The sequence below is a fragment of the Herbidospora solisilvae genome, assembly GCF_009901565.1.
In the GTDB taxonomy this organism is placed as follows: Bacteria; Actinomycetota; Actinomycetes; order Streptosporangiales; family Streptosporangiaceae; genus Herbidospora; species Herbidospora solisilvae.
This window is the reverse complement of record NZ_WXEW01000010.1, coordinates 215,894-229,342: the sequence shown is the minus strand read 5'-3', so window position 1 is coordinate 229,342 and position 13,449 is coordinate 215,894. Positions and strand designations below refer to the sequence as shown.

At 70.5% G+C, this 13,449-nt stretch carries 13 protein-coding genes; 3 read left to right on the top strand and 10 right to left on the bottom strand.

Annotated features, from left to right (window positions below; translation table 11 throughout):
- Window positions 1–34 precede the first annotated feature (34 nt).
- Entirely contained in the window at window positions 35–1,108 is a 1,074-nt protein-coding gene (locus GT755_RS31635; protein ID WP_328794615.1) for a DUF3866 family protein, read from the top strand.
- A gap of 219 nt (window positions 1,109–1,327) precedes the next feature.
- On the opposite strand, the gene GT755_RS31630 is transcribed toward GT755_RS31635, so the two are convergent.
- The 9 genes from GT755_RS31630 to GT755_RS31590 form a co-directional block, all read right to left on the bottom strand.
- Window positions 1,328–1,780 (bottom strand): DUF3291 domain-containing protein, encoded by a 453-nt coding sequence (locus GT755_RS31630; protein ID WP_161483232.1) that lies wholly within the window; start codon window positions 1,778–1,780, stop codon window positions 1,328–1,330.
- Window positions 1,781–1,812: 32 nt separating this feature from the next.
- The gene (locus GT755_RS31625) at window positions 1,813–2,463 is read right to left on the bottom strand and encodes a helix-turn-helix transcriptional regulator (RefSeq protein ID WP_161483231.1); all 651 of its coding nucleotides are present in this window, start codon (window positions 2,461–2,463) and stop codon (window positions 1,813–1,815) included.
- 12 nt (window positions 2,464–2,475) lie between these two features.
- Window positions 2,476–3,510 carry an FKBP-type peptidyl-prolyl cis-trans isomerase gene (locus GT755_RS31620; protein WP_161483230.1) on the bottom strand — a complete coding sequence of 345 codons (1,035 nt, stop codon included), beginning with the start codon at window positions 3,508–3,510 and terminating at the stop codon, window positions 2,476–2,478.
- A 75-nt stretch (window positions 3,511–3,585) separates the two neighbouring features.
- A complete protein-coding gene (pafA, locus tag GT755_RS31615) occupies window positions 3,586–4,944 on the bottom strand; it encodes a Pup--protein ligase (RefSeq protein ID WP_030452402.1) in 1,359 nt (452 codons plus the stop codon).
- Between the two features lie 70 nt (window positions 4,945–5,014).
- The gene (locus GT755_RS31610; RefSeq protein ID WP_161483229.1) at window positions 5,015–5,644 is read right to left on the bottom strand and encodes a hypothetical protein; all 630 of its coding nucleotides are present in this window, start codon (window positions 5,642–5,644) and stop codon (window positions 5,015–5,017) included.
- Window positions 5,645–5,800: 156 nt separating this feature from the next.
- Window positions 5,801–6,214, bottom strand: a complete 414-nt coding sequence (locus GT755_RS31605) for a hypothetical protein (RefSeq protein ID WP_202610722.1) — start codon at window positions 6,212–6,214, stop codon at window positions 5,801–5,803.
- A gap of 95 nt (window positions 6,215–6,309) precedes the next feature.
- The gene (gene prcA / locus GT755_RS31600; protein ID WP_161483228.1) at window positions 6,310–7,095 is read right to left on the bottom strand and encodes a proteasome subunit alpha; all 786 of its coding nucleotides are present in this window, start codon (window positions 7,093–7,095) and stop codon (window positions 6,310–6,312) included.
- A gap of 21 nt (window positions 7,096–7,116) precedes the next feature.
- Window positions 7,117–7,932: a proteasome subunit beta gene (prcB, locus tag GT755_RS31595; protein ID WP_161483422.1), complete on the bottom strand. Its 816-nt coding sequence runs from the start codon at window positions 7,930–7,932 to the stop codon at window positions 7,117–7,119.
- A gap of 211 nt (window positions 7,933–8,143) precedes the next feature.
- A complete protein-coding gene (locus tag GT755_RS31590) occupies window positions 8,144–8,353 on the bottom strand; it encodes a ubiquitin-like protein Pup (RefSeq protein ID WP_030452398.1) in 210 nt (69 codons plus the stop codon).
- A 165-nt stretch (window positions 8,354–8,518) separates the two neighbouring features.
- Between GT755_RS31590 and GT755_RS31585 the strand changes: the two genes are divergently transcribed.
- Both GT755_RS31585 and GT755_RS31580 read left to right on the top strand, forming a co-directional pair.
- Window positions 8,519–8,923, top strand: coding sequence for a hypothetical protein (locus tag GT755_RS31585; RefSeq protein ID WP_030452397.1), 405 nt, complete (start codon window positions 8,519–8,521; stop codon window positions 8,921–8,923).
- Window positions 8,924–9,079: 156 nt separating this feature from the next.
- Window positions 9,080–9,967 (top strand): serine/threonine-protein kinase, encoded by an 888-nt coding sequence (locus GT755_RS31580; RefSeq protein WP_285587115.1) that lies wholly within the window; start codon window positions 9,080–9,082, stop codon window positions 9,965–9,967.
- Here the strand turns inward: GT755_RS31580 and cobN are convergent.
- On the bottom strand, window positions 9,957–13,448 hold the full coding sequence (gene cobN, locus GT755_RS31575; protein ID WP_161483227.1) for a cobaltochelatase subunit CobN: 3,492 nt from the start codon (window positions 13,446–13,448) through the stop codon (window positions 9,957–9,959). The genes GT755_RS31580 and cobN overlap by 11 nt on opposite strands.
- Between the last annotated feature and the right edge of the window lies 1 nt (window position 13,449).

The following is a 13,449-nucleotide window of genomic DNA, read 5'->3' as shown; positions in this document are numbered from 1 at the left end:
CCCTCCTTCCTGACTCGAACGCTACCCTTTTCCGGTGATCAGATGGCGCAGGGGCGAGGTCCGTGAGATCAGGCGCGAATGGCCCGGCGCGCTCGAGATCGAGGTCGCCGTCGACGACGGCTCCCGATGCCGGGCGCTGGCCTATCCGCCACTGGTGGGCCGCCCCGAGCCCGGCGACACGGTGCTGCTGAACACGACCGCCCTCGCCATGGGCCTCGGTACGGGAGGTTACGCCATGGTGGTGGCGGTTCCCGACCGTTTGCCACAAGATCCCGCCGGGCCGGGGCATCTGGTCAAGGCCCGCTACACCCCCTTGCAGGCCACGGTCCTGGGCGCCGACGAGCAGGACTCCCCGCACCACGGCCTTCTGCGGGAGGCCGACTCCCTCGACGGGATGCCCGTCGTGGTCGCCGACCTGCACTCCGCGCTGCCCGCGATCCTGTGCGGCCTCTATCTGGAGCGCCCGGCGGCCCGGGTGGCCTACGTGATGCTCGACGGCGGCGCGCTCCCGGCGTGGTTCTCGATGGCGTGCGCGAAGTTGCGCGAGATCGGCTGGTTGACAGGCGTTGTCACGGTCGGCCAGTCGTTCGGCGGCGACCTGGAGGCGGTGACGACCCACACGGGGTTGCTGGCCGCCCGCCACGTCCTCGGCGCCGACGTGACCGTCGTGGCCCAGGGCCCGGGGAACCTCGGCACCGGAACGAAGTGGGGCTTCTCGGGTGTCTCGTCGGGCGAGGCGGTCAACGCGGCCGGGGTGCTGAACGGCCGCCCGGTGGCCGCCCTGCGCGTCAGCGAGGGCGACCTCCGCGAGCGCCACATCGGCGTCTCCCACCACAGCCTCACCGCCTACGGCCGCGTCGCCCTGACCCGCGCCGACGTCGTCGTGCCGGAGCTGGGCGGCGCGTTCGGCGCCCGGGTCGAGCGCCAGGCCGCGCCCTTGGGAGAGCGCCACAACCTGGTGAGAGTCCAGGTCGACGGCCTGTACGACGCCCTCAAGGCCTCCCCCGTCGGTCTGTCGACCATGGGCCGCAAACTCGACGAGGACCTGGCCTACTTCCTGACCTCGGCGGCGGCCGGCCGCCACGCCGCCACCCTCCTGCCCGCCTGACCGGAGGCCCCGGCGATCAGGGCCCCTGTTCCCGATCGCCGGCACGTCGGCTCCCCGACTCATGGTTTCCGCATGTGCCGTGGCGGGGTGGACCGGGCGCGGCGGGTCGGCGCCGGTCACGGCGCGGGCCGGAGACGGCGGTCGGTGCCGGGCGGGCGGAGCCGTAACGGAGCGGGAGAAAAGACCCCGGACGGCGCGAGAGACACCCGGCGGGCGAAACTATCCCCTATCGCCGTCGGGGTCGTAGAACTCTTTGAAGGTGAAGGCGTCGGGGGTCGGGCCCTTCTCCCGCAGCAGGGTCAGGCGGTGCCACGCCTCCTTGAGCGAGGGGATGTCGCCCTCCTCCACCCACCACATCACCGTGTAGGGCTCGGCCACGCGGTGGAACCACTCGCGCCGCCGCTGGAGGACGGCCAGGTGGGGTGAGCGGTAGACGAAGTTCCACAACGACTCGCGGGACTCCCAGATCGAGTAGTTGATCAGCAGGTGGTCGCCGAACTCGTGGGTGATGGTCTCTTCGGGGTCGTCCTCGTTGGCGATGGCGCGCCACACGAAGCCCGGGGCGGCGTCGGCCAGCGTGTTCACGGGTTCGAGGGCGGCGACGAACTCGGCCAGAAGGGGGTCGTCGACGGGCGCGCGCATGTGGGCGACGTTGAACTGGGCCAGATGCATGACCTCACCGTCGCAAAGCCGGGTCTTCTATGTCAACTTTTATTTGTTTTAGAGTTCTCTTGGGGGAAGACGACGCAGCACTCCCCCGGACGGGGATCGAGCCGAGGAGCGCCGGGCTCGCCCCGGCCTTCGAGCAGGCCCTGGCAGAGGGAGAGGTTCATCGAGCACACCAGCAGCGGCTGCTCCTGGGCGAGCACGTGGAAGGGGCAGTTGCGCAGGCGCAGCACGCCGTCGTCGTCGTAGGGCTCGTAGCCCCGTTCGGCGAGGAGGCCGGAAAGCGAGGCGGCGGCGCTCTCGGCGCCGAGGCGGGCGCCGATGCGGTGGGCGGCCTTCTCGGCCACCTCGTCGCCGCCCAGCAGGTCGACCACCTCGGCCAGGACGAGCGCCAGGGTGCGGTAGTCGCGCGGCGGCACGCTCACGACGTGCTCCCCCGGCGCGCGCTGGTAGACCTTCGCGGGACGGCCGCTGCCCGGGCCCGTCCGGTCGGTCAGGCGGGCGAAACCGGCCTCCAGGAGGCCCGCCTCGACAAGCTTGTCAAGATGAAAGGCCGCCAGGGGGCGCGCGACGCCGGCCGCCTCCGCGGCCTCGTTGCGCCCGACCGGGCGGCCTTTCGAGGTGACGTATCGGTAGAGCTCACGGCGGACGGGATCGTTGAGGGCCGCGACCGCCGCGAGGTCGTCCATCTTCTACCTGCTTTACAGAGCGCCGAGCACGTCGACGACGAACACCAGGGTGTCGGTGCCCTTGATGCCGGCGTCGGGCTGGCCGGCCTCGCCGTAGCCGAGGGCCGGCGGGATGGTGATCAGGACGCGGCTGCCGACGTTGACGCCGGTCAGGCCCTGCTTCCAGCCGGGCACGACCTGGTTGAGCGCGAACGAGGTCGGCTGCTTGCGCTCCCAGGAGCTGTCGAACTGCTTGTCGGTGCCCCAGATCTTGCCGGTGTAGTGGACCATCACCGTCTGGTTCTCGGTCACCTTCGGGCCGTCGCCCTGGATGACGGTCTTGACCGTCAGGTCCTTCGGCGGCTGCGCGGTGGTCGTGGTGGTCAGCGTCGGGGCCGTGTCGCCACCCGGGTTGACAAGCTTGACACCCTCGATGCCGGGGTCGCTGGCCTTGCCCTTGGCGGCCTTGGCGGTCGCCGACACGACGTCGATGACCAGCACCTGCGAGCTGGTGGTGAAGTCGGTGCCCTGGCTCTTGGCCTGCTCGACCACGGCGGGGTCGATCGAGTCCTTGCCGACCACGACGAGCACGCGGCCGCCGGGCTTGCTGCCCAGCAGGCCCTCGTAGAGCGCCTTGGGCATCTGCTGCTGGCTGATCGGCACGAACTCGGCCTGGCCGGTGTCGTAGGCGGAGCCGGTGGCCTTGTTCTCCTTGCCGTCCCACGTCCAGACGCTCACCTTGGCGACCAGCGTGTCACCCTCGGCCGCGGCGGTGCCGCTGCCCTCGGAGATGACCCGGGTGGACGAGACCAGCGCCGGACCCCCCTTCGGGAAGGTGACGCTGGGCTTCTTGCCCAGGGCGCCGGAGACCTTGATGTCCTTCGGGTCGGCGGCGGGGCCGACCGGGGCGGCCGCGGCGGCGCCGGACGAGGCGGCGGCGCTGGGCGCGGCGCTCGTGGCGGCGGCGGAAGGGCTGGCTCCGGTGGCCGTCTTCTGCGCGGTGCCGCACGCGACGGCGGACAGCAGCAAAGGAAGTGCGGCGGCGGTTATGGCCGTGCGGCGGCGCATGTGAAAGTCCTCAGGAATATGACAGCGGGTCCGGGTCACACTACCCGAACCCGCCGTCAGCCCGTCGTAAGGAGATCACATTCCGGCGATCAGCTTGTCGACCCGTTCGTCAACACTTCGGAATGGGTCTTTGCACAGGACGGTCCGCTGGGCCTGGTCGTTGAGCTTCAGGTGCACCCAGTCGACGGTGAAGTCGCGCCGCTTCTCCTGGGCCTTGCGGATGAACTCGCCGCGCAGCCGGGCCCGCGTGGTCTGCGGCGGAACCGACTTCGCCTCGAAGATCTTGATGTCGGACGCGACCCGCTCGACCGACCCCCGCTTCTGCAGCAGGTAGAACAGCCCGCGCTTGCGGTGCACGTCGTGGTAGGCCAGATCGAGCTGGGCCACCCGGGGTGAGGAGAGCGGGAGGTCGTACTTCTTTCTGTAACGTTCAATCAGCTGGTATTTGGTGACCCAGTCGATCTCCCGCGAGACCAGGTCGAGGTCGCCGGTCTCCACGGCGCGCAGGGTGCGCTCCCAGAGTTCGAGGACCCGCTTGCTGGTCTCGTCGCCGCCGCGGCGGTCGACGAAGTCCTTCGCCTTGCCGAGGTATTCCTGCTGGATCTCCAGTGAGGAGGCCTCGCGGCCGTTGGCCAGCCGCACCCGGCGGCGGCCGGTCATGTCGTGGGAGACCTCGCGGATCGCCCTGATCGGGTTCTCCAGCGACAGGTCGCGCATCACCACGCCCGCCTCGATCATGCGCAGCACCAGGTCGGTGGCGCCGACCTTGAGCAGCATGGTCGTCTCGCTCATGTTGGAGTCGCCCACGATGACGTGGAGCCGGCGGAAGCGCTCGGCGTCGGCGTGGGGTTCGTCGCGGGTGTTGATGATGGGACGGCTCCGCGTCGTCGCCGACGACACGCCCTCCCAGATGTGCTCGGCGCGCTGGGAGACGCAGTAGACGGCGCCGCGCGGGGTCTGCAGCACCTTGCCGGCCCCGCAGATGATCTGCCGGGTGACCAGGTAGGGGATCAGGACGTCGGCCAGGCGGCCGAACTCGCCGTGGCGGCCGACGAGGTAGTTCTCGTGGCAGCCGTAGGAGTTGCCGGCCGAGTCGGTGTTGTTCTTGAAGAGGTAGATGTCGCCTGCGATGCCCTCCTCGCGGAGGCGCTTCTCGGCGTCGACGAGCAGGCCTTCGAGAATGCGCTCGCCCGCCTTGTCATGGGTGACCAGCTCCACGACGTTGTCGCATTCAGGGGTGGCGTACTCAGGATGGCTGCCGACGTCGAGGTAGAGACGGGCGCCGTTGCGGAGGAAGACGTTGCTCGATCGGCCCCAGGACACCACTCGCCGGAACAGGTAGCGGGCCACCTCGTCGGGGGACAGTCTGCGCTGACCCCGGAACGTGCAGGTGACGCCGTACTCGTTCTCCAGCCCGAAGATGCGACGATCCATCACCTCACCCTATTCCCAGATCCGTCGTGTGCGGTAGGAAACTCATGGTCGTCTACATTCCCCGCGAACCTCAGTAATAGATCTCGACGACCTTCACGATCTGGCCACTCTTCACGGTGATCAGCGAGGTGGGCTCACCCTGGGCGGCGAGCTCCAGCAGACGCTCGCGCGGGCACTTCTCGGTGCCGAGGGCGGCGGAGTTGATCGTCTGGTCGTCTCCCTTGCAGCCGACCGCGCTGAGGAACACCACGTCAGGGGCGATCGGGGCGGCGTAGGTCATCCCGCCCTCGGGCCCGACGAAGTCCCCGCCCGCGTAGCGGACCGGCACGTAACGGGCCTCATCTCCGTCGAGGGAGACGATCCGGCCGCGCAGCACGCCGTCGGCGCTCGGGGACATCTGGTTGAAGTCGTGCCCCTCGTCGTACTGGAACTTGGCCGACTTGATCTTCGGGATCCGGGCCGAGATCGGGTCCTCCTTGTCGACGTCGGCGCTCACCTGGGGCGTCCGGGCCGGCGCGGCGCTCTCCGTCGGCTCGGCGACGGTCTCCGTCGGCTGCGGCGCGGGCGGCGTCACCGTCTCGGTGACGGTGGCGGTGGCGGTGACCGTGGGAGCGGGGGCCGCCGTCTCGGCCGGAGAGGAACAGGCGGCAATCGGGAGGACGGCCAGGGCCAGCAGGGCCCGCCGGAATGTGATCGTCATAGCGCGCAGCAGCCTAGCGAAACCCGTGTTAAGTCCGTGCAAGTTGGGAGGTATGGGGGAAACCGAAAAAATCGACCCCGCCGTCCGTGGTGAAGAGCCTCTTTCCGTTGCGGCTCCGCCTGGCCGGCCACCCGACCGGCCCGGACCACCCGATGATCAGACCTCCGGCTTCACCTGAGCGGCAGTGTGACCGCCGACCGGTGATGCGGCGGGCTCCGCGTGACCATGACCTGCTTCGGCGAGGAGACCGCGCAGCCGCCGGACCTCGGCGATCAGCCGGGGCACGTGCTGCCGGGCCTCGGCGATGAACCGGGCGTTCTCGTCCCAGCGTCCGTCGGCGACGTCGGCGTAGCGGGGCTCCTGAATGAGGGTGCAGGCCACGATCTCGTGATGGTCGAAGCCGGGCCGGCGTTCGCCGCGCCCGGTGCCGGGGGTGGTGGCGACGGCGACCAGGCACATCGCGTACGTGTCGTCGAGGTCGCGCACGTGCCAGGGCCCGGGGGTCGCGGCGTCGGCCAGCTCCTCGATCGCGGCGAGTTCCTCGTTGGTCATCGGTCCGGCCGCTTCCATCGGGACGGCTCCTCGTCTTCCGCGGGCGTGCGATGGAAACGGGGCGGCCCCGCCGACGTCGGCGGGGCCGCCCCGTTGAAGCGTCTTCGGTTGGACTACAGCGGCGGTTCGGAGCCCGTGTCGATGTCGCCCTCGGGGGCCGTGGGCGGGGGCTTGGGGCCGCCTTCGGGGGTCGCGGGGGCGGGCGGGGTCTCGGGCGGGGGCGGTGTGATGAGGCGCTCCAGGCGGGGGCCGCTGAGGCGCAGGAACTTGCGGTGTTCGCGGTTGCGGTCGAGGACGGCGACCTCGAGCTGGGCGGCCGACGGGCGTTCGCCGCCCGGTTCGGTCAGCGCGCTCAGGGCGGCGTCGAGGGCGTCGGCCAGGGGGGCGCCCGGGCGGTAGCGCTCCTTCAGGCGGGTCGCCACCGTGTCGGACTGGCCGCCGATGACGGCCATGCCCTGCTCGTCGAAGACCGAGCCGTCGAAGGTGAGGCGGTAGATCTGGTCCTGGTCGGAGGTCTCGCCGACCTCGGCGACGACGATCTCGACCTCGAGGGCCTTGATCGAGTCGGTGAAGATCATGCCGAGCTGGCTGGCGTAGACGTTGGCGAGCGCGCGGGCGGTGACGTCGTTGCGGTTGTAGTTGTAGCCGTTGACGTCGGCGTAGCGGATGCCGGCCTGGCGGAGGGTCTCGAACTCGTTGTAGCGGCCGACGGCGGCGAAGCCGATGCGGTCGTAGATCTCGCTGATCTTGTGGAGCGCCTTGGACGGGTTCGGGGCGACCAGCAGGATGCCGTCGGCGTACTGGACCACGACCACGCTGCGGCCTCGGGCGATGCCCTTCCGCGCGTATTCCGCGCGGTCGCGCATGATCTGTTCAGGCGACGCGTAAGGGAACGGCATGGACACCTGTGGGGTTCCTTTCTAGCGCAGCGGCGCGGTCGGCCCGTCGGGATCGATCATCCGGCCCGACAGGATGGTCTCGACCGCGGCGGAGACCTCCTCTTCGGGCAGGCGGCGGTAGCCGTCGGCGGTGATGACCGCCACGACCGGCCAGATCCTTCGGGTGACGTCGGGACCGCCCGTCGCGGAGTCGTCGTCGGCCGCGTCGTAGAGCGCCTGCAGGACCGTGAGGACGACCTCGTCGGGTGAGGCGTTCTCGCGGTAGAGCTTCTTCAGCGAGCCGCGGGCGAAGATCGAACCAGAGCCGATCGAGTGGTAGAGGTGGTGCTCGTAGGGGCCGCCGCCGACGTCGTAGCCGAAGATCCGGCCGCCGTCGATCTTCTCGTCGTAGGCCGCGAAGATCGGGACCACGACGAGGCCCTGCATGGCGGCGCCGAGGTTCTGGCGGACGAAGGTCGCCAGCCGGTTGGCCTTGCCCTCGGTCGACAGGGAGCGGCCTTCGAGCTTCTCGTAGTGCTCCAGCTCGACCTGGTAGAGGCGGGCCATCTCGATGCCGGTCGAGGCGGTGCCCGCGATGCCCATGCAGGAGTATTCGTCGGTCCGGAAGACCTTCTCCATGTCCCGGTTGGAGATCATGTTTCCCGAGGTGGCGCGCCGGTCGCCGGCCATCACCACGCCGCCGGCGCAGGTGACCGCCACGATCGTGGTCGCGTGGGGGATCTGCTCACCGACGGGGGCGGGCAGCGCGTCGCGGTTGCCCGGGAGCATCTCCGGGGCGTAGCCACGCAGGAACTCGGTGAAGGACGAGGAACCCGTATTGGTGAAGAGGTTGTTCATCCAGGCCTGCTGAGATGCCACGCGACTCCCTCCTAGGTCGTGTTGTTTACGCCGACCCTACTCATGTGACAGCGCTGGTTGCACTCTTCCCGATCAGCTCACCGCGAACCGGGTTCATGATCGGAAATTTTCCCCGCAAACGACTCGTCGCGGCCGGCGGAGGGTTCCGCGGCCGCGACGAGGGACGTGGGCGAGGTGGGCGTTGGCCCCTTTACTCGCCACCCTTCTGCACGTAGGACCGGACGAACTCCTCGGCGTTCTCCTCGAGGACCTCGTCGATCTCGTCGAGGATCGAGTCGACGTCGTCGCTGAGCTTCTCGTGGCGCTCCTGGACGTCGCTTCCCGACTGCTCCTCGACCTGCTCGGTCTCGGTCTCCTGCCTGCCCGTCTGCTTCTGACCGCCGGTGTCCCTGCTCGCCATCGGTGATACCTCCACTCGGGGGACGTGTCTGCTTCATATCTTCCCCGAACCGACCGACAACTCGCCTGAATCGCCATGCGATCTTCAAACGGGTTGACCAGATAGTTCCGCTATCCAATAATCATCGGACAGCGCTACTATCCAATCAGATCGGGGTGCCTTCGAATGTCTCCCTCCACCCTTACCACCGCCGGGATCCTGCTGATCACCGTGTCCGGCGTCGCCTTCGGTGGGGCCAGTCTGCTCGCTCACATACTCGGACGTATACCCGGTTATCTGGACAATCCAGTCAGACGGGGACTGTGGCGTGCCGGACACGCCCACGCCGGGGTGCTCGTGCTCTTCTCGCTCGTGGCCCTGATCTACCTCGACCAGGCCGACCTCTCCCCCGGATTCCGGTCGCTGGCGCAGTGGCTCATCGTGGCCGCGCCGGTCCTGATGCCGCTGGGGTTCTTCCTGTCGGTCGTACGGCCGAAGGACACCCGCCCCAACCGCCTGATCTGGCTCACCGGGCTGGGCGGGGCGTCGCTGGCGGCCGGTACGATCATCTTGGGAATCGGGTTGCTCTAGATCTCCCGGATACGGAGCGAAACCGCCGTCGGCCCACCAGAATATTGAGCGCATGGGGAGCTTGGATTCGGGTCAGACAGGTGGTTGGTTCAGATCGGTAAGCACACGGCGCAGGCTCACCATGGGAGCTCCACATCGGCCACGCCGGATCCGCCGGTGAAACCCGAGCGCGCGAAGCAGACGCTGCTGGGTGGCCGCTACCAGCTCACCATCCCGATCCGCCGTGACGGCTCGGGCATCATGTGGCAGGCCCACGACCTGCTGCTGAAGCGCGACGTCGCGATCAAGGAAGTCCAGCCGCCCTACCGCACCGACCGTCCCGACATGGAGCTGGCCCGCCGCAAGGCGCTCAACGAGGCCCGGTCGGCGGCCCGGCTCAGCCACCCGGCCATCATCACGGTCCACGACCTGCTGGAGGAGAACGGCCGCCTCTACATCGTGACCGAATTCCTCGAAGGGCTGACCCTCCAGCAGACCATCGAGCACCTGGGCTCGCTGCCGGTCCACTGGTCGGCGTGGATCGGCTACCAGCTCCTCGCCGGCGTCCGGCACGCTCACGACGCCGGGGTCGTCCACGGCGACATCAAGCCGGCCAACGTGCTGCTGACCGGCGACCGGGTGGTGCTGACCGACTTCGGCATCGCGGCCCTCGAACACGAGGCGGCGGCGCCGACGACCGTCCCGGTCACCCGCACGGTCGACTTCATCGCGCCCGAACGCATGAGCGGCGGCCCGGCCACCCCGGCGGCCGACCTTTGGTCGCTGGGCGCGACCATCTACACCGCCGTCGAGGGGCGGCCGCCCTTCCTCGGCACGGCCATGTCGGTGCTCGGCCTGGCCACCACCCGCGACCCCGACCCGCCCTCGAAGGCGGGGCCGCTCGTGCCCGTGCTCGACGGGCTGCTGCGGCGGCGGGCCCGCGACCGGCTGCCCGGCAAGGACGTGTCGTTGCTGCTGGCGGGCCTGTTACACCGTGAGGGCATCGCGGCGGCGACGCCGGGGCGGCGGGCCGACTACCTGCCGCCCGACGCCTTCACGATGTAGCTTCCAGGTCGCCCTCGGCCTCCAGGAAGGCCTGCCGGAGCGCGGCGATGATCTCGGGGTCGGGCTCGGCCCACATGCCGCGTCCGGCCGCCTCCAGCAGGCGCTCGGCGATGCCGTGCAGGGCCCAGGGGTTCGACTCGCTGAGGAAGGTGCGGTTCTCCTCGTCGAGGACGTAGGTGGCGGCGATCTTGTCGTACATCCAGTCGGCGACCACGCCGGTGGTGGCGTCGTAGCCGAACAGGTAGTCGACGGTGGCGGCCAGTTCGAAGGCGCCCTTGTATCCGTGGCGGCGCATGGCGGCCAGCCAGCGCGGGTTGACCACCCGGGCGCGGAAGACGCGGCTGGTCTCCTCGGTGAGGCTGCGGGTGCGGACCGCGTCGGGCCGGGTCGAGTCGCCGATGTAGGCCTTCGGGTCGCGTCCGGTGAGGGCGCGGACGGTGGCGATCATGCCGCCGTGGTACTGGAAGTAGTCGTCGGAGTCGGCGATGTCGTGCTCGCGGGTGTCGACGTTCTTGGCCGCGACGTTGATCCTCCTGTACGCCGCCTCCATCGCCTCCCGCGCCGGCACGCCGTCCACGCCCCGGCCGTAGGCGAAGCCGCCCCACACGGCGTAGACCTCGGCGAGGTCGCGGTCGTCGCGCCAGGTGCGGCTGTCGATCAGCGGCAGCAGACCGGCTCCGTAGGCGCCGGGGGCCGAGCCGAAGACGCGCAGCGTCGAGCCGTCTGCCCTGACGTGGTCGCGGACGTAGTTGTCCGCCTCGTCCAGGTCGGCCACCAGCTTGACCGCGTCGTCCATGAGCGCCACCACGTGGGGGAAGGCGTCGCGGAAGAAGCCGCTGATGCGGACGGTGACGTCCACGCGAGGGCGGCCCAGTTCCCCGGCCGGGACGACCTCCAGGCCGGTGACGCGGCGGGAGGCGTCGTCCCAGACCGGGCGCACGCCCAGCAGGGCGAGGACCTCGGCGACGTCGTCACCGGAGGTGCGCATGGCGCTGGTGCCCCAGATCGACAGGCCGACCGAGCGGGGCCACTCCCCCGTGTCGGCCCGGTAGCGCTCGACGAGCGAGTCGGCCATCGCCTGGCCGGTCTCCCAGGCCAGGCGGCTGGGCACCGCCTTGGGGTCGACGGAGTAGAAGTTGCGGCCGGTCGGCAGCACGTTGACCAGGCCGCGCAGCGGCGAACCGCTGGGGCCGGCGGGGACGTAGCCGCCGTCCAGGGCGTGCAGGACGTTGGTGATCTCGTCGGCGGTGCCGTTCAGGCGGGGGACGATCTCGGTCGCGGCGAAGCGCAGGATGTCGCCGACGGCGCCCTCGGCGGTGACCGCGGCGGGGTCCCAGCCGGCCGCCTCCATCGCGACGACCAGCTCGCGGGCCTTGGCCTCGGCGACGTCGACGTCGGTCCGGGCGTCGCCGTTCTCGGTCAGGCCCAGGGCCTCGCGCAGGCCGGGGAGGGCCTGGTCTCCGGCCCACATCTGGCGGGCGCGCAGGATCGCCAGCACCAGGTCGACCCTCGCTTCCCCGGAGGGGACCTGGCCCAGGACGTGCAGGCCGTCGCGGATCTGGACGTCCTTGACCTCGCACAACCAGCCGTCGACGTGCAGCAGGAAGTCGTCGAACTCGGCGTCGTGGGGGCGGTCGTCGAGGCCGAGGTCGTGGTCGAGGCGGGCGGCCTGGATGAGCGTCCAGATCTGGGCGCGGATCGCGGGGAGCTTGGCCGGGTCCATGGCGGCGATGGAGGCGTGCTCGTCGAGGAGCTGCTCCAGCCGGGCCATGTCGCCGTAGGTGTCGGCGCGGGCCATCGGCGGGACCAGGTGGTCGACCAGGGTGGCGTGGGCGCGGCGTTTGGCCTGGGTGCCCTCGCCCGGGTCGTTCACGAGGAAGGGGTATACCAGCGGGAGGTCGCCCAGCGCGGCGTCGGGGCCGCAGGCGGCCGACAGGCCGGCCGACTTGCCGGGCAGCCATTCGAGGTTGCCGTGTTTGCCGACGTGCACGACGGCGTCGTACCGGGACGAGAGCCAGTGGTAGGCGGCCAGGAAGTGGTGGCTCGGCGGCAGATCGGGGTCGTGGTAGATGGCGATGGGGTTCTCGCCGAAGCCGCGCGGCGGCTGGACCATGACGACGAGGTTGCCGTCCTGGAGGGCGGCCAGGACGATGTCGTCGCCGTCGACGAACAACTCGCCCGGGGGCGGGCCCCAGTGGTGTTCCATCGCCTCGCGGAGGTCGGCCGGGAGGGTGTCGAAGTGGGCCCGGTAGTCGTCCTTGTGGATGCGGACCGGGTTGCCGACGAGCTGCTCGTCGGTGAGCCAGTCGGGGTCCTGGCCACCGGCGGCGATCAGGGCGTGGATGAGGGCGTCGCCGTCCTGGGCGGCCACGCCCGGGAAGTCGCCGATCGAGTATCCGGCCTCGCCCATGGCCTTCAGCAGCCTGACGACGCTGCGCGGGGTGTCGAGGCCGACGGCGTTGCCGATGCGGGAGTGCTTGGTCGGGTAGGCCGACAACATGATCGCCACCCGGCGCTCGCCGACGGGGATGTGGCGCAGGCGGGCGTGCCGGACCGCCACGCCGGCCACCCGCGCGGCGCGCTCGGGGTCGGCGGCGTAGACGGTGAGCCCGTCGGGGTCGATCTCCTTGAACGAGAACGGGACCGTGATGATGCGGCCGTCGAACTCGGGGATGGCGATCTGCGAGGCGGCGTCGAGCGGGGACAGCCCGTCGTCGGCGGCCTCCCAGGTGGCCCGGTCGGTGGTGAGGCACAGGCCCTGGAGGATCGGGATGTCGAGGTCGGCGAGGGCGCCGACGTCCCAGGCCTCGTCCTCGCCGCCCGCCTGCGCGGTGGCGGGACGGGTGCCGCCCGCGGCCAGGACGGTGACGATCAGGGCGTCGCACTGCCGCAGGGTCTCGATCAGGCCGGGCTCGGCGGTGCGCAGGGAGGCGCAGAAGACCGGGAGCGGGCGGGCGCCCTTGTCCCGGATGGCTTCGGACAGGGTCCGGATGAAGGCGGTGTTTCCGGCGACGTGGTGGGCGCGGTAGTAGAGGATGCCCACGACCGGCCCCTCGCCGTCGATGGCGTCGCCGAGGCCCCAGGAGGGCAGCGCCGCCGGCGGGGCGAAGCCGTTGCCGGTCAGGAGCAGGGTGTCGCTGAGGAAGTGGTGCAGCTCGGCCAGGTTCGACGGGCCGCCGTGGGCCAGGTAGGCGTGGGCCTCCGCGCACACCCCGCTGGGCACGGTGGAGAGTTCCATCAGCTCGGCGTCAGGGGCCTGCTCGCCGCCCAGCACCACGACGGGCTTGCCGCTGGCCAGCACGGCGTCCAGGCCCTCTTCGTAGGCCCGCCGGCCGCCCAGCAGGCGCACCACGACCACGTCGGCGCCGTCGAGTAACGCGGCCGGGTCGGGGGTCCGGGAGGGGTTCGCCAGGCGGTAGGGGGCGCCGCTCGCGCGGGCGCTCAGCAGGTCGGTGTCCGAGGTCGACAGCAAAACGATCATG